This is a genomic window from Aeromonas sp. FDAARGOS 1411, assembly GCF_019047125.1.
Classification (GTDB): domain Bacteria; phylum Pseudomonadota; class Gammaproteobacteria; order Enterobacterales; family Aeromonadaceae; genus Aeromonas; species Aeromonas veronii.
In genome coordinates, this window is the sequence record NZ_CP077214.1 from 2,896,193 (window position 1) to 2,915,184 (window position 18,992).

Annotated in this window: 20 protein-coding genes and 1 riboswitch; of the genes, 11 read left to right on the forward strand and 9 right to left on the reverse strand. The window is 60.1% G+C overall.

Annotation, left to right across the window (positions count from 1 at the left end; genetic code table 11):
* The first annotated feature begins 228 nt into the window (after positions 1-228).
* The 6 genes from dusB to I6L41_RS12920 all read left to right on the forward strand — a co-directional run bounded on the left by dusB (position 229) and on the right by I6L41_RS12920 (position 5,213).
* Positions 229-1,194, forward strand: a complete 966-nt coding sequence (gene dusB, locus I6L41_RS12895; protein ID WP_216959310.1) for a tRNA dihydrouridine synthase DusB — start codon at positions 229-231, stop codon at positions 1,192-1,194.
* Positions 1,195-1,219: 25 nt separating this feature from the next.
* Positions 1,220-1,516, forward strand: coding sequence for a DNA-binding transcriptional regulator Fis (fis, locus tag I6L41_RS12900; protein WP_005309538.1), 297 nt, complete (start codon positions 1,220-1,222; stop codon positions 1,514-1,516).
* Between the two features lie 111 nt (positions 1,517-1,627).
* Positions 1,628-2,509, forward strand: a complete 882-nt coding sequence (locus I6L41_RS12905) for a DMT family transporter (RefSeq protein WP_108572035.1) — start codon at positions 1,628-1,630, stop codon at positions 2,507-2,509.
* A gap of 258 nt (positions 2,510-2,767) precedes the next feature.
* A complete protein-coding gene (locus tag I6L41_RS12910; RefSeq protein WP_104015728.1) occupies positions 2,768-3,586 on the forward strand; it encodes a DUF3100 domain-containing protein in 819 nt (272 codons plus the stop codon).
* Complete coding sequence (locus tag I6L41_RS12915) at positions 3,583-4,032, forward strand: hypothetical protein (protein WP_033114935.1); 450 nt, start codon at positions 3,583-3,585, stop codon at positions 4,030-4,032. The genes I6L41_RS12910 and I6L41_RS12915 overlap by 4 nt, the downstream gene beginning before the upstream one ends.
* Positions 4,032-5,213, forward strand: coding sequence for a M20 family metallopeptidase (locus tag I6L41_RS12920; RefSeq protein WP_041210385.1), 1,182 nt, complete (start codon positions 4,032-4,034; stop codon positions 5,211-5,213). The genes I6L41_RS12915 and I6L41_RS12920 overlap by 1 nt, the downstream gene beginning before the upstream one ends.
* 90 nt (positions 5,214-5,303) lie before the next feature.
* On the opposite strand, the gene I6L41_RS12925 is transcribed toward I6L41_RS12920, so the two are convergent.
* From I6L41_RS12925 to I6L41_RS12960, 8 genes are all read right to left on the reverse strand, one after another.
* Complete coding sequence (locus tag I6L41_RS12925; RefSeq protein ID WP_156852564.1) at positions 5,304-6,263, reverse strand: LysR substrate-binding domain-containing protein; 960 nt, start codon at positions 6,261-6,263, stop codon at positions 5,304-5,306.
* 135 nt (positions 6,264-6,398) lie between these two features.
* A complete protein-coding gene (locus I6L41_RS12930) occupies positions 6,399-7,025 on the reverse strand; it encodes a LysE family translocator (protein WP_216963959.1) in 627 nt (208 codons plus the stop codon).
* A 104-nt stretch (positions 7,026-7,129) separates the two neighbouring features.
* Positions 7,130-7,624, reverse strand: coding sequence for an acetolactate synthase small subunit (gene ilvN / locus I6L41_RS12935; RefSeq protein ID WP_216959314.1), 495 nt, complete (start codon positions 7,622-7,624; stop codon positions 7,130-7,132).
* Positions 7,624-9,342, reverse strand: coding sequence for an acetolactate synthase 3 large subunit (locus I6L41_RS12940; protein ID WP_216959318.1), 1,719 nt, complete (start codon positions 9,340-9,342; stop codon positions 7,624-7,626). Before I6L41_RS12940 ends, ilvN begins: the two co-directional genes overlap by 1 nt.
* Positions 9,343-9,732: 390 nt before the next feature.
* Positions 9,733-9,885 (reverse strand): hypothetical protein, encoded by a 153-nt coding sequence (locus tag I6L41_RS12945; protein WP_005341188.1) that lies wholly within the window; start codon positions 9,883-9,885, stop codon positions 9,733-9,735.
* 37 nt (positions 9,886-9,922) lie between these two features.
* Positions 9,923-11,032 carry an MJ1255/VC2487 family glycosyltransferase gene (locus tag I6L41_RS12950; protein WP_005349173.1) on the reverse strand — a complete coding sequence of 370 codons (1,110 nt, stop codon included), beginning with the start codon at positions 11,030-11,032 and terminating at the stop codon, positions 9,923-9,925.
* Positions 11,029-11,532 carry a phosphatase PAP2 family protein gene (locus I6L41_RS12955; protein ID WP_005339149.1) on the reverse strand — a complete coding sequence of 168 codons (504 nt, stop codon included), beginning with the start codon at positions 11,530-11,532 and terminating at the stop codon, positions 11,029-11,031. The genes I6L41_RS12950 and I6L41_RS12955 overlap by 4 nt, the downstream gene beginning before the upstream one ends.
* Positions 11,533-11,658: 126 nt before the next feature.
* Complete coding sequence (locus I6L41_RS12960) at positions 11,659-12,279, reverse strand: TetR/AcrR family transcriptional regulator (protein ID WP_005349170.1); 621 nt, start codon at positions 12,277-12,279, stop codon at positions 11,659-11,661.
* Positions 12,280-12,687: 408 nt separating this feature from the next.
* Between I6L41_RS12960 and leuA the strand changes: the two genes are divergently transcribed.
* The 5 genes from leuA to I6L41_RS12985 all read left to right on the forward strand — a co-directional run bounded on the left by leuA (position 12,688) and on the right by I6L41_RS12985 (position 18,482).
* Positions 12,688-14,250 (forward strand): 2-isopropylmalate synthase, encoded by a 1,563-nt coding sequence (gene leuA, locus I6L41_RS12965; RefSeq protein ID WP_216959322.1) that lies wholly within the window; start codon positions 12,688-12,690, stop codon positions 14,248-14,250.
* A gap of 56 nt (positions 14,251-14,306) precedes the next feature.
* Positions 14,307-15,392: a 3-isopropylmalate dehydrogenase gene (leuB, locus tag I6L41_RS12970; RefSeq protein ID WP_216959325.1), complete on the forward strand. Its 1,086-nt coding sequence runs from the start codon at positions 14,307-14,309 to the stop codon at positions 15,390-15,392.
* A gap of 33 nt (positions 15,393-15,425) precedes the next feature.
* Positions 15,426-16,823: a 3-isopropylmalate dehydratase large subunit gene (gene leuC / locus I6L41_RS12975; protein ID WP_167558462.1), complete on the forward strand. Its 1,398-nt coding sequence runs from the start codon at positions 15,426-15,428 to the stop codon at positions 16,821-16,823.
* 12 nt (positions 16,824-16,835) lie between these two features.
* Positions 16,836-17,435 (forward strand): 3-isopropylmalate dehydratase small subunit, encoded by a 600-nt coding sequence (gene leuD, locus I6L41_RS12980; protein WP_128815263.1) that lies wholly within the window; start codon positions 16,836-16,838, stop codon positions 17,433-17,435.
* A gap of 117 nt (positions 17,436-17,552) precedes the next feature.
* Positions 17,553-18,482 (forward strand): transglutaminase domain-containing protein, encoded by a 930-nt coding sequence (locus I6L41_RS12985; RefSeq protein WP_216963962.1) that lies wholly within the window; start codon positions 17,553-17,555, stop codon positions 18,480-18,482.
* A gap of 30 nt (positions 18,483-18,512) precedes the next feature.
* On the opposite strand, the gene I6L41_RS12990 is transcribed toward I6L41_RS12985, so the two are convergent.
* Positions 18,513-18,803 (reverse strand): PilZ domain-containing protein, encoded by a 291-nt coding sequence (locus I6L41_RS12990; protein WP_108540907.1) that lies wholly within the window; start codon positions 18,801-18,803, stop codon positions 18,513-18,515.
* Positions 18,804-18,892: 89 nt separating this feature from the next.
* Positions 18,893-18,983: riboswitch (TPP riboswitch) on the forward strand.
* Positions 18,984-18,992: the final 9 nt, after the last annotated feature.

Sequence of the window (18,992 nt, forward strand, 5' to 3'; positions counted from 1 at the left end):
ATAACGCAAACGAGGCCGACAAGTGGACAGACAATTATGCAAGGGGCTGGCCCGAATGGTACAGCACTCACTGACGGTCAATCTGGCCGTTTTTCAATAACTCCAGAATTTGCAAGCCTTGGCGCGACGTTTTTTTCAGAAAAAAATGGCTGACGCTCAAATACTAACCTTTTCTCCTGCCTAAAAAATGCGTAATATACGCCGCCCTAAGCCGATGGTAACCGTGGAATGCAGATAGGTCCCCACACGCTTGAAACTCCCTTGATCGTGGCTCCCATGGCCGGTGTAACTGACCGACCATTCCGTGAACTTTGTTTGCGACTGGGGGCCGGCATGGCCGTTTCCGAGATGCTGCTGGCCAACCCGGATGTCTGGGATACCCAGAAAACCCGGATGAGGATGGATCACTCTGCAGAAGGCGGTTTGCGATCGGTCCAGATTGCCGGAGCCGACCCCGAGATGATGGCGTTTGCTGCCCGCTACAACGTGGAGCAGGGCGCACAGATCGTCGACATCAACATGGGATGTCCGGCAAAAAAAGTGAATAAGAAGCTGGCAGGTTCAGCCCTGCTGCGATACCCCGATCAGGTCAAAGCAATTTGCCGGGCCGTGGTGGATGCAGTGGAGGTGCCTGTCACCTTGAAGATCCGCACAGGATGGGATCCGGATAACCGCAATGGCGTGGAGATCGCCCGAATCGCCGAAGATTGCGGTATCGCGGCCCTCGCCGTGCATGGTCGTACCCGTGCCTGCCTCTACAAGGGCGAAGCGGAGTACGACACTATCAGGGCGATTAAGCAGGCCGTATCGATTCCTGTTGTCGCCAATGGCGACATCAACAGCCCGGAAAAGGCCCGGTATGTCCTCGACTATACCGGCGTCGACGCCGTGATGATCGGCCGCGCTGCGCAAGGACGACCCTGGATTTTCCGGGAAATCCGTCATTTTCTTGAGACGGGCACCAAGCTGCCGCCTCCCGAAAGGGAAGAGGTTCGCACCCTGATGAACGAGCATGTAACCAACCTGCACCAGTTTTATGGTGCATATCTGGGAGCGCGCATAGCCCGTAAACACGTGGGCTGGTATCTGGATGAAGAAGAGACGGGCCGAGAATTCCGTAAGCACTTCAATGCCCTGGATTGTGCAAACGCACAACTTGAGGCACTCGAAGCGTATTTCGATGGATTAGGTTAACGCATAACTAAAGAGCCGACCGAATATGTTCGAACAAACCCTGACTTCTGATGCATTGGTAACAACTACTCACAATCACGCTGCCGAGCCGACCCAGCGCCCCCTGCGTGACTCTGTGCAACAGGCCCTGCGTAACTACCTGGCCCAGTTGAACGGTCAGGAAGTGATTGATCTGTACGATATGGTTCTTTCCGAAGTCGAAGCGCCGATGCTGGACGTGATCATGCAGTACACCCGCGGTAACCAGACTCGCGCCGCCGTGATGATGGGCATCAACCGTGGTACCCTGCGCAAGAAGCTCAAGCGTTACGGCATGAACTGATTGCTGGCCTGATGCCGCGCAAGCGGAACAGGGCAAAGATGAAAGGCGCCGGGTAGCAATACCCGGCGCCTTTCTTTATGCTCCCCTTCCCACTTCCCCACTACAAGCGCTATGAACCGCACGCCCCTGCTGCTGATGGTACTGGTCACCCTGCTGGCCGCCGCCGGCTGGCTCTTCTCGAAAGAGGCGATCCGCGAACTGCCGCCCGCCGCCTTTATCGGCAGCCGCTTTCTGCTGGCAGCCCTGCTTTTGCTCCCCCTGGCCTGGTTGCGCGAGCCACCGCCGAGCCGAGCCCAGATGGTGCGCGCCGCCGGTTGTGGCACCCTGCTCGGCGCCAGCCTGCTACTGTGGGTCACCGCCATCAGCCAGAGCGATGCGCTCGGCAGCGGCGCCTTTATCATGAGCGTTGCGACCCTGATGGCCCCGCTGGCCGCATGGGCAGCCTTTCGGGCCAAACCCGGCCGCCACTACTGGCTCACCCTGCCCATCGCTATCGCCGGTTTGCTGCTGCTCTCCAGCAGTACCCACTGGGGCGTGTCGCTCTCGCTGTTCTGGTTTCTGGCGGCGGCCACCACTCTCGGTATCCAGCTTGCCGTCCATCGCCACTTTGCCCAATCCATCGCCCCCACCTGGCTCACTTGCATCCAGCTGGCGATGACCGGTCTGCTCGGCACCCTGCTCTCCCTGCTGACCGAACAGTGGCCCGAGGCTGGAGTCAGCCACGGCATCTGGGGCTGGTTTGCGGCGAGCGTCTTGATCGCCACCACCCTGCGCTACTGGCTGCTCACTCATGCGTTGAGCAAGATGACCACCGCCCACGCCGCCCTGATGATGCTGCTGGAACCGGTCTGGACCCTGATCCTGAGCACCCTCTTCTATAGCGAACCGCTCGGTGGTGCCAAACTGGCTGGAGCCGGACTGGTGCTCGGCGCCCTGGTGCTCTACCAACTGCCCCTGCTGCTGCGCAGTGCACGGCTCAAAACGCCCGTCTGATACGCGTCACCGCCCTGCAGGGCGGTGTCACCATCTCCCTTCTGTTTGCCTATCTTGTCCTGCCAATGCTGACGTTCTGTTAACGGCATTTAACCCTTGGTATCCATAGGGTTAAAGGGCATACCCCATGAAAAAATGCCATATGGCCAGCTTGATGAAGGTCACATTCCTCCCCCGCGACCCTCCCTATCATGCCCCCATCATCGGTCTGGACAATCCTGACGATGGCCACACATGGGAATAACAAGAGAAAAAACTATGCAGCAAACCAGCCCCCTCAAGACGGTCACGGTCAGCATATTGGCAACCGCCATGCTGATCTTTGTGGCCCAGTACCTGATAGGCAAACAGGAGATCAAGATCGGCATCGCCATCATCCCGATCCTGCCGATGCTCTTTGCCGTCATCATCGGCATGATTGTCTCCGCCAAACCGGTCAAGGAACGCATCCCCGGCTGGAAGCAGCTCTTCACCGAGAAAGAAGAGGGCTTCTGCGGCAAGATGGTGGGCTTCAGCCTGCTGATCCTGGGTACCCAGTATGCGGGGATGATCATCCCCAACCTGAAGATGATCCTGAGCGTCGGCGTGCCGCTGTTCCTGCAGGAGATTGGCAACCTGCTGCCGATCCTGATCGCCATCCCGCTGGCGGTGAAGTTCGGCTTTGGCCGCCGCGCCATCGGGGCCTGCTCCTCCATCAGCCGTGAGCCGTCCGTCGCGGTCATTCAGGGCAAGTTCGGCACCGGCTCCCAAGAGTACATCGGTGTGCTGGCCATCTACCTGTGCGGCTCCGTCATCGGCACCCTCTGGTTCAGCGTGCTGGGCAGTATCGCCCCGCTCACCGGTCTGCACCCGCTGGCGCTGGCTGCCGGTTCCGGCGTGGGTTCAGGCTCCATGCTGAGTGCTGCTTCCGGCGCCCTGATCAACGGTCTCGACGAAGCACTGGCTCAGCAGGTGCTGAGTATCGCGGCAGCCTCGAACCTGCTCTCGTCTGCCCTCGGCGCCCTCTCCCTCACCTATCTGGGTCTGCCGCTCGCTGAAAAAATCTATGCCCTGACTGCCAAAGGAGAGAAAGCATGAAAAGCATCGTAATGGATATGCGGTTCGTCTTTCTGGCGATCCTGCTGGCCATGTTTACCCAGACCCTGACCACCGGCACTCCGCTCTGGCTGATGGGTGACAGCTTTATCGCCATGTCGCTGGTGGTGTTCGCTTCGCTAATTGCCAAGCGCTATCTGCCCTCCTCCCTGCCGGCGTTTGCCTATGCCACCATCATCGGCATTCTCATCTGCCTGCCGGAGACCCCGGTGCGCGGCCTCTTCATTGACGCCGTAGCCAAGATCTCCTTCCTCTCCTGCTGCGTACCGCTGCTGGCCTTCGCCGGTCTCTCGGTGGGCGGTCAGCTGGAAGAGCTGAAGAAGATGTCCTGGAAAGTGATCCTGATCTTCATGATCGTCTCCACCTGCTGCTTCTTCGGCGCCTCGCTGGTGGCCCAGCTCGGCTTCTCCATTCAAGGGATCATCTGATGAACAACATCCACATTGAACCGGCCCTGCTGGCCCTGCGCGACTTCAGTCAGGAAGTGCGCCACCATCTGCACACCATTCCGGAAGCCTCCGGCGTCGAGTTCAAGACCTCGGCCTACTGCCGCGAGCTGATGGCAGGCTTTGGCTACCGTCTCACCGACTACCCGGGCTTCACCGGTTTCCACGGCGATCTGGTGGTTGACCCGGTGCTGCCGACCATCGCCTTCCGTGCCGATATGGATGGCCTCGAGATGCACGACATGAGCGACGTTGCGTTCAAATCGACCCACGAGGGAATGGCCCATAACTGCGGTCACGACTCCCATATGGCGATCGCCCTGACTGCGGCCAAGTTTCTGGCCGCCAACCGCGATCGCCTGCAGTACAACGTCCGCTTTATCTTCCAGATGGCGGAAGAGGATATGCGGGTGCCGGGCGCCGAGAAGATGGTCGAACTGGGCTGCATGAAGGGGGTGGACGAGGTCTATGCCCTCCATAACGACGGCGCCATGGAGACCGGCACCATCAAGTTCAACAACGGTGTCATGTCCTCCTGGGGCTCCGCCTGGACGCTGGATGTGCACGGTATCTCCGCCCACGGCTCCACCCCCCACAAGGGGCTGGATGCCATCCGTGAAGCGGTGCGGATCATCGAGGACATGGACTACATCGTCGCCAAGCGCACCAGTCCGTTCAGCCCGGCGGTATTTGGCTGCGGCATGATCAACGGCGGCACCATCCCCAACGCCATCGCCGACCATGTGCAGGCGCGCGGCACCATCCGTGCCATGGATGCCGAGACCGACCAGATCCTGAAGAACAGCTTCAAGGAGATCGTGGCCCAGAGCGAACTGCGCGGCTTCAAGACCAAGATGGTCTATGCCGGGTATCCGGCGGTCGAGAACCACGCCGATGCCTGCGCCCGTCTGCTGCAAGCAGCCGCCGACGTATTGCCCTCCGAGGGGATCAACGCTCAGGGTCAGCCGATGACCGGCAGCGAGGATTTCAGCTATATGGTCAACGCCTGCCGTGGCCGCAAGGGGGCCATGTTCTTCCTCGGCAGCGGCTGTCAGGCCAAGGGGATCTGCAACTACCTGCATGCCAACCCCTACTACCTCGATGACGACTGCCTGCTGGTCGGAGCCCAGATCTTTATCAATCTGGCGACCCGCAGCGCTTAATCCCGCATACCGATAAAACCAGAAGAGAGGCCAAGGCCTCTCTTTTTTTGTCTCTGTATTTTTGCTCTGTGTACGACAAACAACCTGCGGCTAGAGCCACGGCAACTCTGCCATATTGGCTGTCGGCGGCTGGTTGATAAGGTGCAGCTGCACCGTCTCCCGGCTGATATGGGGGGCGTAGAGGTGGATAAAGTCGTACATGTAGTCACGCAAATGGGCATGCTTGCGCAGGCAGATGTGGGTGGCGCTCGAGGCGATCAGGTGGTCGATGTTGAGGCTCACCAGATCCTCCCTGTCCCCCTCGTCGAAGGCCACGCTGGCGATCACCCCGACCCCCATCCCGAGCCGGACGTAGTGCTTGATCACATCGGTGTCGGTGGCGGTCAGCACGGTTTTCGGCGAGAGGCCGTGGCGGCTAAAGGCCTTGTCCATCTTGGATCGGCCGGTAAAGCCGAATACATAGGTGATGAGGGGATAGCGAGCCAGATCCGCCATCGACAGCGGCTGGCAGTCGAGCAGCGGATGACCGTGGGGTACCACCACGCTGCGCCCCCAACGATAGCAGGGCACCGCGGCCAGCTCGTCGAACAGATACATGGACTCGGTGGCGATCGCCATATCCACATCGCCGCTTTGCACCATCTGGGCCAGTTGGGCAGGTGCCCCCTGATGGAGCTGGATCGCCACATCGGGATAACGACGGCTGAACTCGGTGATCACCGCGGGCAGCTTGTAGCGCGCCTGGGTGTGGGTGGTGGCGATACGCAGCACCCCGCTGGTGGCCAGCTGCTCACCCAGCGAGAGCTGGTTGATCTGCTCCACCTGCGCCACCACCCCCTTGGCCAACTCCATCACCTGCTCGCCTGCGCTGGTCAAGCCGACCAGATTCTTCCCCTTGCGGGTAAAGAGGGCGAGTCCCAGCTCATCTTCCAGCATCTTCATCTGCTTGCTGAGGGTGGGCTGGGAGGTGTAAAGCTTCTCCGCCGTCGCCGAAATGTTGAAGTTGTTCTTCACAATCTCGGTAAAGTTCTTGAGCCGGGCGATGTTCATCTGGGCAAGGGATCTCGCTGCTGCGGCCAGTGGGGCTGACCAGAAAAAGAGAGAGCGGGGCTGGCCCCGCAGCTGACTGCCGACCATACCACAGCACGGCGCACGATAATCTGCCCCAGGTCAGAAAGCCGCGCGCTAGTCGCAGGCGAGCTTGATCCCGAGTCCGACAAACAGGGTGCCGATGCCCCGGTTGAGCCAGCGGCCGAGACGCTGTGACAGCCGTACCCGGTGGCTGGCATAGACGGTGGTAAAGACCAGCAGGTGACACCAGATGATACCGCCCAGATTGAAGATGCAGCCGAGCAGGATAAAGGCGAGCGCCTTGTCGGGGGCATCCGGCGCGATGAACTGGGGCACGAAGGCGAGGAAAAAGAGCGCCACCTTGGGGTTGAGCACATTGGTCAGCACCCCCTGCCGGTAAATCTGGCTATAGGAGAGGGCAGGCAGAGTGGTCCCTCTCTCCATGGCACCCGTTGCTTGCTGGCGCAGCAGGGAGAACCCCAGATAGATGAGGTAGATGGCGCCAGCCAGCTTGATAAGGGCAAACAACTCGGCCGACGCGCTGAGCAGGGCAGACAGACCGAGGGCCGCCGCCAGCACATGCACCATGACACCGGTGCCGATGCCCAACGTCGCGACCGAACCGGCACGCCACCCTTGCGAGCCACTGCGCAGCATGACCAGCAGGGAATCGGGGCCCGGCATGATGTTGAGCAGCAGCCCCGAGACCATAAACAGTGCAAGATCATGAATACCGAACATCATCCCTCCCCTCGTAAAGCAAAACCAAACAAAGAGGGCTCCGCAGAGCCCTCTTTACTTTCACTCTGCGGCAACTGACGAGTCATCCGCTGTCCCGCCAGCCATCAGGGCCGCATCGCCTTGTCAGCCCGCGAGATACCGCAGACGCCGGAGCGCACCACTTCGATGATCTCGTTGGTCTGGGCGGCAGTCTTGATAAAGGCATCCAGCTTCTCGCTGGTGCCCACCAGCTGTACCGTGTACTGCTCGGGGGTGACGTCGACGATCTGGCCACGGAAGATATCCGCCAACCGTTTCAGCTCATCACGGGCCCCACCGGCGGCGCGCGCCTTGACCAGCGCGATCTCCCGCTCGATATGCTCCCCTTCACTCAGGTCGCACACCTTGAGCACATCCACCAGCTTGTGCAGCTGCTTCTGGATCTGCTCCAGCACCCGCTCGTCACCCATGGTGACTATGGTCATGCGTGACAGGGTGGGATCCTCGGTCGGCGCCACCGTCAGAGTCTCGATGTTGTAGCCGCGCTGGGAGAAGAGACCCACCACGCGGCTCAGGGCGCCGGATTCGTTCTCCAGCAGAACGGAAATTATATGTCTCATCAGGTTCTCTCCGTCTTGCTCAGCCACATCTCATCCATGGCACCAAACTTGATCTGCATCGGATAGACATGCTCGTCCGGGTCGACCGAGATATCCATGAACACCAGCCGATCCTTCATGGCGAAGGCCTTCTCCATGGCGCTCTCCAGCTCGGCCGGATCACTCACCGCGATGCCGACGTGGCCGTAGGCTTCCGCCAGTTTGACGAAGTCCGGCAGGGACTCCATGTAGGAGTGGCTGTGACGACCGCCGTAGAACATCTTCTGCCACTGCTTGACCATGCCCAGCGCACGGTTGTTGATGGAGATGATCTTGATGGGCACCCCGTACTGCATACAGGTCGAGAGCTCCTGAATGTTCATCTGCACCGAGCCATCGCCGGTGACGCAGCAGACCACCGCATCCGGGTTGGCAAACTGGGCCCCCATGGCGGCCGGAATACCGAAGCCCATGGTGCCGAGGCCACCAGAGTTGATCCACTGGCGCGGTTTGGCAAACGGGTAGTAGAGCGCGGCAAACATCTGGTGCTGGCCCACGTCGGAGGCAACGAACGCCTCACCCTGAGTCACCTTGTAGAGGGTCTCGATCACCTGCTGCGGCTTGATCTGGGTGGCCGACTTTTCGTAGGCAAGGCAGTGACGGGAACGCCACTGGTTGATCTGGCTCCACCAGTCCGCCAGCGCCTCCTTGTCGTTATCGAAGCCACACTCGCGGATCACCTCCAGCATCTGCTCCAGCACGGTCTCCACCGAGCCGACGATGGGCACATGGGCCTGCACCGTCTTGGAGATGGAGGTGGGGTCGATATCGATATGAACCACGGTCGCATTGGGGCAGAACTTGGCCACGTTGTTGGTGACGCGGTCATCGAAGCGTGCACCGACGGCGAAGATGAGATCCGCGTTGTGCATGGTCTTGTTGGCTTCGAAGGTGCCGTGCATCCCCAGCATACCGATAAATTGCGGATGGACACCGGAGAAGGCCCCCAGCCCCATCAGGGTGGTGGTCACCGGCAGATTCAGCAGCTCCGCCAGCTTGGTCACCAGATGGTCCGCATTGGCGTTGATGGCGCCGCCGCCCACGTACATCACCGGGCGCTGGGCTTCTACCAGCAGCTTGGCTGCCCGCTTGATCTGCCCTTTATGGCCAGACTTGGTCGGGTTGTAGGAACGCAGGGAGACCGTCTCGGGATACTGGTAGGGGAATTTTTCTTTCGGGTTCTGCACATCTTTGGGCAGATCCACCACCACCGGCCCCGGGCGGCCGCTGGCGGCAATGTAGTAGGCCTTCTTGATGGCCTCGGGGATATCGCTCGCCTTCTTGCACAGGAAGCTGTGCTTCACCACCGGGCGGGAGATACCGATCATGTCGGTCTCCTGGAACGCATCCTCACCGATCATGCTGGTCGGCACCTGGCCGGAGAGGATCACCAGCGGAATGGAATCCATATAGGCGGTGGCAATACCGGTAATGCAGTTGGTCGCTCCCGGGCCTGACGTTACCAGCACTGTCCCCACCTTGCCGGTGGAACGGGCGTAACCGTCAGCCATGTGAACCGCGGCTTGCTCGTGCCGCACCAAGACATGCTCCATCTTGCCGTTTTCGAAGAGAGCGTCATAGATGTCGAGCACTGAGCCACCAGGGTAGCCGAAGACGTGCTCAACTCCCTGATCTTCCAGCGCTCTAACCACCATCTGGGCGCCTGATAACATCTCCATGATAAAGCCCTCCAGGCTTTGCTCCGTTTAGCGAATCCCGCCGACGATGCCGTGCTTCCCGGCACAGCCCGATCCGTTTCTTGTTGTTATCTGAATGCAGATCGGTCCAATTCAGCCCCGTCGACAGTAGAAAAAAAGGATTTTTCCGTCATTCACCCGAAAATAGGGTGAAAAACCAACTTAACCCGCTTCATAACGCTTGTCCACGGCTTTATCTGACCAGAACAGTCATACATTTCAACCGGCTATTAACATTCAATGACTTGCCGCAGCGACCATGAGACAAAAGGGAAGGAAGTCGGGGAATGGCCAGCGGATCATTCCGCAGAGGGGAAAAACAGCCACAAAAAAGCCCACCGCTCAGCGATGGGCTTGATGCCAGATGATGATTCAGTTGTCCTGATCCGGCTCCGCCAGCCAGATCTGCTGATCCGGATCGGTCTCTTCACTGACCGAAATGCTGACACCCATATCGAGCAACTCGTGCAGGGTGAGATTGTCAGCCAGGTTCATGACTTCGCCGTTTTCATTGGTAAAGCGCATTTGCTCCGTCCTCTCCTTGGTGGGATCGCCTTTCAGTCTAGTCAACAACGCTCACTTGCGATAACCAGCAACTGGATAAACAGTCGCCCCCATCCAGCTCGCTCAGGCGATCACTCACCTCCTCCGGAAACAGGGTGCGCGCCCAGAGCCGCCGTGACAGAGAGGCTACGCTCTCGTCGGCTCCCGCCGCCAGCCAGCGGGCCAGCTCCCCCGCTACATCGGGGTAGCAAACTGCCCCCGGCGAGGCGCTGTCGAGCCAGGTGCGCACCAGATTGGCATCGAGCACATCCATCAGGGTCGCCAGTCCCATCATCTCGAGGGTCTTGCCGTTGGTCAGCTGCTCGAACTGGCCGCCGAGGGGTTTGACCAGCAGCTTCTTGCCGAGAGTGAGCGCCTCGGAAGCCAGCTCGAAACCTGCGTTGGAGATTACGCCGCGACAACCGGCCAGCACGGCGATAAACCCGTGTCGCGACGGCGGCTCGAAGCGCAGATTGCGCCATTGGCTCGGGGTGCGAATGGCGGGGTGAAAGCAGACGAAGCGCTGCTGACCAAAGCGCGACAACAGGGCAGCGATCGCCTCGGTCTGCTCGAACGGCAGATAGACCAGGATCTCGCCGTTATCCGGCGCAGCGGCGATAGGGTCGATCACCGGCGGCAACAAGGGGTGACCGAAGTGAAACCAGTGCAGCCCGAGCGGTTGATCCACAGGAGCAAAGTGGCGCATCAGCTGGCGGCTGACCCCATCCTCCCCCCAACGCGGTATGGGCCAGTTGAAGCTGGCCTGATGACTGACGGTGAGGCTCGGCTTGCCATAGCGGCGGGCAGCGTGGGCGGTCAGCGGCTCAAAATCGCTCACCACCAGATCGTATTCGCTGCAATCGAGAGACCGCAGATCCCGCCAGAAGGTGAGCGGCGAGGCGGCCTGCAGGGTGCGCCACGGAGAAACTCGCCCCTCGTGACTGACAAAAGTGAGGCCGGGAAAGGCGCGGTAGGCGCCGAACTCCTCCATGTCGAAGTAGCGGTCGGCGGGGCGGCCGCTAAAGAGATAATCCACCTCGACCCCTGCCGTGCGCAGCGCCCGCGCCAAGGTGCGACTGCGACTGATATGACCGTTGCCGGTGCCTTGCACCCCAAACAGTATCCTCATGAGTGGCTCCAGCCGAGCGCCAGCACGGCGCAACCGCCCCCCAGCAGGGCACCGGCCACCAGATCGCTCAGGTAGTGTACCCCGAGCAGCAGCCGGGATGCTCCCACCAGCGCCGCCCAACCAAACAGCAGGGGTGCCCAGAGCGGAAAGCCGGTGGCCAGTATGGTGGCCATCAGAAAAGCGGCGGCGGTGTGGCCGGAGGGGAGGCTGTAACGATCGGAGGGGGTGATAAAGACCGGCAAGCCGACCGGCCGTTGCCGTTTCAGGCTGTTTTTCAGCAGCAGATAGAGGGGTAGTTCGATGGCGAAGGCGAGCAGCGCCAGTCGCACCAGCTCCCGCTCTGCCTCCCCCTGCCACCAGAGCAGGGCGGCCAGCACGGCGTAAAGCGGGCCATCGCCGGTGCGGGAAATGAGACGACTCACCCTCGCCTGCTGCCGGTTGTAGCCGTGAAGCAGGCAGACCCGGCACACCTGCAGGTCCCATTGCTGGATCTTGTTCATATCCCCTCCTTCCCTGAATTCTGCTTGCAGAGTAAGAAAGCGGGATGACGTTACGTTGAACAAGGGATAACAGATTTATGAAAAAAGGGCCGAATGGCCCTTTTTAATCTCGATGTTGCGGCAAAATCAGTGGCTGCCGCGCAGACCGGTCTCCATCAGACGGCAGTTGTGGTCCGCCAGACGGGCCATGAAGTGCTCATCCACTTTCAGGCCAAACACCTGCTCGTAGAGATCTTTCATCACGAATGGCTGCCACATCATGCTGAGGAAGGAGATCTTCAGCATGTCGGGATCCAGATTGTCACCCAGCTCGCCGTTGGACTTCATGGTTTCCAGCAGGGCATCGAACTGCGGCAGCTGGCGTTCCAGCAGGCGGTTCAGCACAAAATCCCGGCCCGGGCTTTTCTCGGTCGACAATGCGCTGGAGATGGCAGAGGTCAGCTCGCTGTTGGGCGCCATCACCTGATAGTAGGTGTTGAGCAGCTCGTTAAGGCTGTGATTGCTGTGTTCATCTTGCCAGGCATGGTCGAGGGGCTCGGCGACATCGCCCAGCACCGCTTTGTAAAGACCCTCTTTACTGCCGAAGTAGTAGTGGATCATTGCCAGATTGGAGCCAGCAAGCTCCGCGATTTCGCGTGTAGTCACCTTGCTATAGGGAGTATTGAGAAAACGCTCACGGGCGGCAGCAAGCAACTTGTCACGAATGTCAGAACGTCCGACCGGACGACCAGGTCTACGTTTTTCCATTTAACACCTCAGATAATTCAGCCAATGCTGATAAGTCGATCTGGTTGTGCAGAGAATAGAGCACAGCAGGAATGACCAGATAATCGGTCATGGGCCGAATATGGGACAAGGAAATTTGCAATCCTTTACAATCCGATTAAATACGTCAGCAGATTGCCCCTGACCTTCCGTGTTGACACAGCATAAAAATCTCGATATTGGTAAAAGCGTTATCGACTGGAAGGAATAACAACGTCATGCGTATCGCCACCCCGCTACTACTAATCTCCCTAATCGCGTTAACTCGCGCGGGATCCTTGTAGCCGGGCTAAGGCATAGCCGGAATTTACAAAAACCCGTGCACCCTGCACGGGTTTTTTTATGCCGCCGCAGGATGCACGTTACCGAACTTAGGAAGAGGGAAGTCACATGTCAGATCGGGTCATCATATTCGACACCACCTTGCGTGATGGTGAGCAGGCCCTGGCGGCCAGTTTGACAGTCAAGGAGAAGCTGCAGATCGCCCAGGCACTGGAACGGCTCGGTGTCGACGTCATGGAGGTGGGCTTCCCGGTCTCTTCTCCCGGCGATTTTCAATCGGTGCAGACCATCGCCCGCCACATCAAAAACAGCCGGGTCTGCGCCCTCGCCCGCGCCCTGCCCAAGGATATCGACGCCGCTGGCGAAGCCTTGCGGGTCGCCGAGGCGTTTCGCATCCACACCTTTATCTCCACCTCCTCCATCCATGTGGAGAGCAAGCTGAAAAAGAGCTTCGAGGATGTGCTGGAGATGGGGGTCGGCGCCATCAAGCACGCCCTGCGCTACACCGATGATGTGGAGTTCTCCTGCGAGGATGCGGGCCGCACCCCCATCGATAACCTCTGCCGCATGGTGGAGGCCGCCATCAAGGCGGGGGCCCGCACCATCAATATCCCCGATACCGTGGGCTACACGGTACCGACCGAGTTCTCCGGCATCATCCACACCCTGTTCAACCGGGTACCCAACATCGACAAGGCGATCATCTCGGTCCACTGCCACGATGATCTGGGGCTCTCGGTGGCCAACTCCATCGGCGCGGTGCAGATGGGGGCCCGCCAGATTGAGTGCACCATCAACGGCATCGGCGAGCGGGCGGGCAACTGCTCGCTGGAAGAGGTGGCGATGATCCTCAAAACCCGCGCCGACCTGCTCGGGGTGCAAACCAATATCCGCCACAACGAAATTCATCGCACCAGCACACTGGTCAGCCAGCTCTGCAACATGCCGGTGCAGCCCAACAAGGCGATCGTCGGGGCCAACGCCTTCTCCCACAGCTCCGGCATCCATCAGGATGGGGTGCTCAAGGCGAAAAATACCTACGAAATCATCACTCCCGAGAGCATCGGCCTGACCCAGAACAACCTCAACATGACCTCCCGCTCCGGCCGCCACGTTATCAAGCACCGGATGGAGTCCATGGGCTACGCCGAGAGCAGCTACGACCTCGACCACCTCTACGGCAAGTTCCTGACCCTGGCCGATAAGAAGGGGCAGGTATTCGACTACGACCTCGAAGCGCTGGCCTTCTTCAGCCAGATCCACGAAGAGCCGGAGCACTTCAAGCTGGAGTACCTCGGGGTCCAGAGCGGCAGCTCGGTGCTGGCCACCGCCTCGGTCAAATTGAAGGTGGGACAGGATCTGATCTGCGAAGCGGCTACCGGCAATGGCCCGGTGGATGCGGTCTACCAGTGCATCAACCGCATCACCGACTATGAGATCCGCATCGACAAATATGCCCTCAAGAGCAAGGGCGAAGGGGAAGATGCCCTCGGTCAGGTCGATATCGTCGCCGAGTACAAGGGGCGCAAATTCCACGGCATGGGGCTGGCCACCGACATCATCGAATCCTCAGCCCACGCCCTGCTCCATGTGATCAACAGCATCTGGCGCGCCGATCAGGTGGCCGAGCAGATGGAACGCAATAACAGCATCAAATCAGAAACCGTCTGAACAGGGCTCGGAACCAAACAGACGGCATGGAATGACAATATCAGGATGGAGAGTGTATGAGCAGTTATCGGATCGCAGTATTGCCGGGTGACGGCATTGGCCCTGAAGTGATGGCCGAGGCAATCAAGGTGCTGGAGAAGGTGCAGGCCCGGTTCGGCCTCGCCTTCGAGTATGATCACCACGACGTGGGCGGCATCGCTATCGACAACCACGGCACCCCGCTGCCGCAAAGCACCATCAAAGGTTGTGAAGCAGCCGATGCCGTGCTGTTTGGCTCGGTGGGCGGCCCGAAATGGGAACATCTGCCCCCCAACGATCAACCGGAACGTGGCGCCCTGCTGCCCCTGCGTGCCCACTTCAAGCTGTTCTGCAACCTGCGTCCGGCCCGCATCTACACCGGTCTGGAACAGTTCTCCCCGCTGCGCGCCGATATCTCCGATCGCGGTTTTGACATCGCCTGCGTGCGCGAGCTGACCGGTGGCATCTACTTCGGCCAGCCCAAGGGGCGTGAGGGAGAAGGGGCGAACGAGAAGGCATTCGACACAGAGGTGTACCATCGCTTCGAGATTGAGCGCATCGCCAAGATTGCCTTTGAGTCGGCTCGTGTGCGCCGTGGCAAGGTCACCGCCATCGACAAGGCTAATGTGCTCGCCTCTTCCATTCTGTGGCGCGAGGTGGTGACGCAAGTCGCCAAGTCCTATCCGGACGTAACCCTCAACCATATGTATATCGACAACGCCACCATGCAGCTCATCAAGGATCCGTCCCAGTTCGATGTGCTGCTCTGCTCCAACCTGTTCGGTGACATCCTCTCCGACGAGTGCGCCATGATCACCGGTTCCATGGGACTGCTCCCCTCCGCCAGCCTCAACGAATCAGGTTTCGGCCTGTTCGAACCGGCCGGTGGTTCGGCCCCGGATATCGCCGGCAAAGGGATTGCCAACCCCATCGCCCAGATCCTCTCCGCCGCCCTGATGCTGCGCTACAGCCTGGGCCAGGAAGACGCTGCTCAAGCCATCGAGCAGGCCGTGGCCCAGACCCTGGCCGAGGGTTACTTCACCGCCGACCTGCATCAGGCCAGCGCCCGCCATCCGGTGCAGAGCACGTCCGAGATGGGTAGCCAGATCGCCGCCCGGATCTGAACCGCATAACAGAGAACAAGGAAGAGAGAAGCAATGGCCAAGACCCTCTATCAGAAAGTATTCGACGCCCACGTGGTACGGGAAGTGGAAGGGGAGACCCCCCTCATCTACATCGACCGCCATCTGGTGCATGAAGTGACCAGCCCACAGGCATTCGACGGCCTGCGCGCCATGAACCGCCAGCTGCGCCGCCCGGATCTGACCTGGGCCACCATGGATCACAACGTCTCCACCACCACCAAGGACATCGCCGCCTCCGGCGAGATGGCCCGCATCCAGATGGAAACGCTGGCCGACAACTGCAAGGAGTTCGGGGTTCGCCTCTACGATCTCAACCACAAATATCAGGGGATCGTCCATGTGATGGGCCCCGAGCTCGGCATTACCCTGCCCGGCACCACCATCGTCTGCGGCGACTCTCACACCGCCACCCACGGCGCCTTCGGCTCACTGGCGTTCGGCATCGGCACTTCCGAAGTGGAACATGTGATGGCGACCCAGACCCTGAAACAGGGCCGCGCCAAGACCATGCGCATTTCGGTCAACGGCAAGCTGGCGGAGGGCATCAGCGCCAAGGACGTGGTGCTGGCCATTATCGGCAAGGTCGGCCATGCCGGTGGTACCGGCTACGTGGTGGAGTTTGCTGGCGAGGCCATTGCGAGCCTCTCTATGGAAGGGCGGATGACGGTGTGCAATATGGCCATCGAGCTGGGCGCCAAGGCCGGCATGATAGCCCCCGACCAGACCACCATAGACTACATCCGTGGCAAGGAGTTTGCCCCCAAGGGCGAGGTACTGGAGCAGGCCATCGCCTACTGGCAGAGCCTCAAGAGCGATGAAGGTGCCCACTTCGATGCCGAAGTAGTGCTGGATGCAGCCGATATCGCCCCGCAGGTCACCTGGGGGACCAACCCGGGCCAGGTGATCGCCGTCAATGAGCCGATTCCGGCACCGGAATCCTTCAGCGATCTGATGGAACAGCAATCCGCCCGCAAGGCGCTCGCCTACATGGACTTGCAACCGGGCCAGAAGCTCTCCGACGTTGCCATCGACAAGGTGTTTATCGGGTCGTGCACCAACAGCCGCATCGAGGATCTGCGCGCCGCCGCCGCCATCGCTCGCGGTCGCAAGGTAGCCGCTGGCGTGCAGGCGCTGGTGGTGCCGGGTTCCGAGCAGGTGAAGGCGCAGGCCGAAGCCGAGGGTCTGGACAAGATCTTCATCGAGGCCGGTTTTGAGTGGCGCCTGCCCGGCTGCTCCATGTGTCTGGCCATGAACAACGACCGGCTGCAACCGGGAGAGCGCTGCGCCTCCACCAGCAACCGCAACTTCGAAGGGCGTCAGGGCCGCGCCGGCCGCACCCATCTGGTGAGCCCGGCCATGGCCGCCGCTGCCGCCGTCACCGGCCGCTTCGCCGACATTCGCGCACTGTAAGAGGACATTTAGATGACAGGATTCAAACAGCATAAAGGGATCGTCGTCCCCCTCGACAGCGCCAACGTCGACACCGACGCCATTATTCCGAAGCAGTTTTTGCAAAAAGTAAACCGCATCGGTTTTGGCAAGCACCTGTTCCACGACTGGCGCTTCCTCGACGATGCCGGCCAGCAGCCCAACCCCGAGTTCGTGCTCAACCAACCGCAATTCGCCGGTGCCAGCATCCTGTTGGCCCGCGAGAACTTCGGCTGCGGGTCGAGTCGCGAGCACGCCCCCTGGGCGCTGGCCGACTACGGCTTCAAGACCATCATAGCCCCGAGCTTTGCCGACATTTTCTACGGCAACGCCATCAACAATGGCATGGTGCCGGTGCGCCTGAAGGAGGAGGAGGTCGACGCCCTGTTCCAGCTGGTGGCCGCTAAACCGGGCATCCAGATTGAAGTGGATCTGGAAGCGAATCAGGTGCGCGCCGGTGAGTTCAGCTTCGGTTTCGAGATCGACGAGTTCCGCCGTTACTGCCTGCTCAACGGCCTGGATGCCATCGGTCTGACCCTGCAGCACGAGGCCGCCATCAGCGCTTTTGAAGCGAAGCAGCCGAGCTGGATTTAACGCGCCAGTTGCAAAAAAACGAGTAGAATCAACAGGGAGCTTCGGCTCCCTGTTTTACTGTCCGCTACGCTTCCCACTTTAGGCCACCGGAACTGGCCCGTGCCACAGGAAAGGATGATGAAGAGACCGACGGCAATTCCTCTGCTCTGTGCCCTGCTGCTTGCCCTGCCTGCGGGAGCCAATCAAACCAGCTTCAACAACAGCCTCGGCCAGATCAGCGTCGGCTGGCAGGATAGCGAAGGCAAACCCCAACAACTCACCTACCGGCTCGAACAGGGCAAGTTGCCGCCTCTCATCGCCTATCGCCCGGCCAGAATGCAGGAGGAGGTCCTGCAGGTGTTGTTGCGGGAGGTGCGCCAGAACTACCCCGAGGTGCAGTTCACCCTCGCCCGTCCCTCGCTGGAGCTGCATCTGAAAAGCCGCAATCAGGACAAGGCGCGCGAGGCGATGGCCTTTCTGCAGTCCAAGCGGAGCAAAGAGGAGCAGGCGTGGCTGACCAAACACTATTTCCAGTACTTCAACACCCCAGACGGGCAGCTGGCGGTGAAGCAGGATCATGTGCGCATCGCGCTGGAGAGTCGCAGCGGGCTGGCTCCACTGGCGGATCAACTCAAACAGCAGGGCAGTACCGAAACAGAAGCGCGCCAGAAAACCGTGGCCCATATGCTCACCTTTATCCAGAGCATCCCCTATCAGCAGCTCGACAGCCTGAATGGAAGACAGGGCAAGGGCTTTCTATCTCCCCGTCAGGTGCTGGAGCAGAACCGGGGTGATTGCGACAGCAAGGTAACCCTGATGGCCGCCATGCTGGCTCAGCTCTTTCCGGAGCTGAAACAGGCCATGGTGTTCGTCCCCGGCCATGCCCTGCTGGCCGTTGACCTGCCCGCCAAGCCGGGGGATATGACCCTCAACTGGCAGGGGCAGAACTACCTGCTGCTCGAACCCACCGGTCCCGCCACCTTGCCTGCGGGCCAAATAGCATCGACCAGCAAAACGCTGGTCGATAGCAAGCAGTTGAGTGTGCAGCCGGTTCAGGAAAAAGGGTAATCCCCTCCCTCTGCCGATGGGGAGAGAGGATTAACCCTGAGGCAGAAACTCTACCGCCAGCAGCAACCCGATCTCCTCCTCCAGCACCCGGATAATACGGGCATGGGCTTCAAAGGGGGGCAACAGATTGTTGTTGGTGGCAAGACTGATCCGGATGGGCTGATTGATGTCGAGCTGGTGTTCAGAGACCGCAATCCCCATGCCGTTGGCACTGAGATCCCGGCAGATCCCCTCCAGCACCAGCTGCTGCTGATAGACGGTGACCGGAGCATTGATGACCATGCGCGCAAAGGCACGCCTTTCCTTGGTATTGGTAAGCACGCGAACATCCTCTGTTGGGTGGGCGTCATCTCATGGGTATTGCACAATTGTGCTGGTCTACCCAAAAGAACGTTAATACAATGCGGTTCGTTTCTCAAACGGGGTGCGGTTTACCGCTGAGATTATACCCGTGTACCTGATCCAGATAATGCTGGCGGAGGAATTTGAGGCATGGCGCTCATTTTTTGC

Excerpts from the sequence above, each read along its gene's own strand:
- I6L41_RS12925 (WP_156852564.1), bottom strand. The coding sequence starts at position 6,263 with ATGAACATCGCCCGGCTCAAGAACTTTACCGAGATTGTGAAGAACAAC.
- I6L41_RS12930 (WP_216963959.1), bottom strand. The coding sequence starts at position 7,025 with ATGTTCGGTATTCATGATCTTGCACTGTTTATGGTCTCGGGGCTGCTG.
- I6L41_RS12960 (WP_005349170.1), bottom strand. The coding sequence starts at position 12,279 with ATGGAAAAACGTAGACCTGGTCGTCCGGTCGGACGTTCTGACATTCGT.
- I6L41_RS12910 (WP_104015728.1), top strand. The coding sequence starts at position 2,768 with ATGCAGCAAACCAGCCCCCTCAAGACGGTCACGGTCAGCATATTGGCA.
- leuD (WP_128815263.1), top strand. The coding sequence starts at position 16,836 with ATGACAGGATTCAAACAGCATAAAGGGATCGTCGTCCCCCTCGACAGC.
- I6L41_RS12985 (WP_216963962.1), top strand. The coding sequence starts at position 17,553 with ATGAAGAGACCGACGGCAATTCCTCTGCTCTGTGCCCTGCTGCTTGCC.
- fis (WP_005309538.1), top strand. The coding sequence starts at position 1,220 with ATGTTCGAACAAACCCTGACTTCTGATGCATTGGTAACAACTACTCAC.
- dusB (WP_216959310.1), top strand. The coding sequence starts at position 229 with ATGCAGATAGGTCCCCACACGCTTGAAACTCCCTTGATCGTGGCTCCC.
- I6L41_RS12905 (WP_108572035.1), top strand. The coding sequence starts at position 1,628 with ATGAACCGCACGCCCCTGCTGCTGATGGTACTGGTCACCCTGCTGGCC.
- I6L41_RS12920 (WP_041210385.1), top strand. The coding sequence starts at position 4,032 with ATGAACAACATCCACATTGAACCGGCCCTGCTGGCCCTGCGCGACTTC.
- leuB (WP_216959325.1), top strand. The coding sequence starts at position 14,307 with ATGAGCAGTTATCGGATCGCAGTATTGCCGGGTGACGGCATTGGCCCT.
- leuA (WP_216959322.1), top strand. The coding sequence starts at position 12,688 with ATGTCAGATCGGGTCATCATATTCGACACCACCTTGCGTGATGGTGAG.
- I6L41_RS12940 (WP_216959318.1), bottom strand. The coding sequence starts at position 9,342 with ATGGAGATGTTATCAGGCGCCCAGATGGTGGTTAGAGCGCTGGAAGAT.
- I6L41_RS12955 (WP_005339149.1), bottom strand. The coding sequence starts at position 11,532 with ATGAACAAGATCCAGCAATGGGACCTGCAGGTGTGCCGGGTCTGCCTG.
- I6L41_RS12915 (WP_033114935.1), top strand. The coding sequence starts at position 3,583 with ATGAAAAGCATCGTAATGGATATGCGGTTCGTCTTTCTGGCGATCCTG.
- I6L41_RS12945 (WP_005341188.1), bottom strand. The coding sequence starts at position 9,885 with ATGCGCTTTACCAATGAAAACGGCGAAGTCATGAACCTGGCTGACAAT.
- leuC (WP_167558462.1), top strand. The coding sequence starts at position 15,426 with ATGGCCAAGACCCTCTATCAGAAAGTATTCGACGCCCACGTGGTACGG.
- ilvN (WP_216959314.1), bottom strand. The coding sequence starts at position 7,624 with ATGAGACATATAATTTCCGTTCTGCTGGAGAACGAATCCGGCGCCCTG.
- I6L41_RS12950 (WP_005349173.1), bottom strand. The coding sequence starts at position 11,032 with ATGAGGATACTGTTTGGGGTGCAAGGCACCGGCAACGGTCATATCAGT.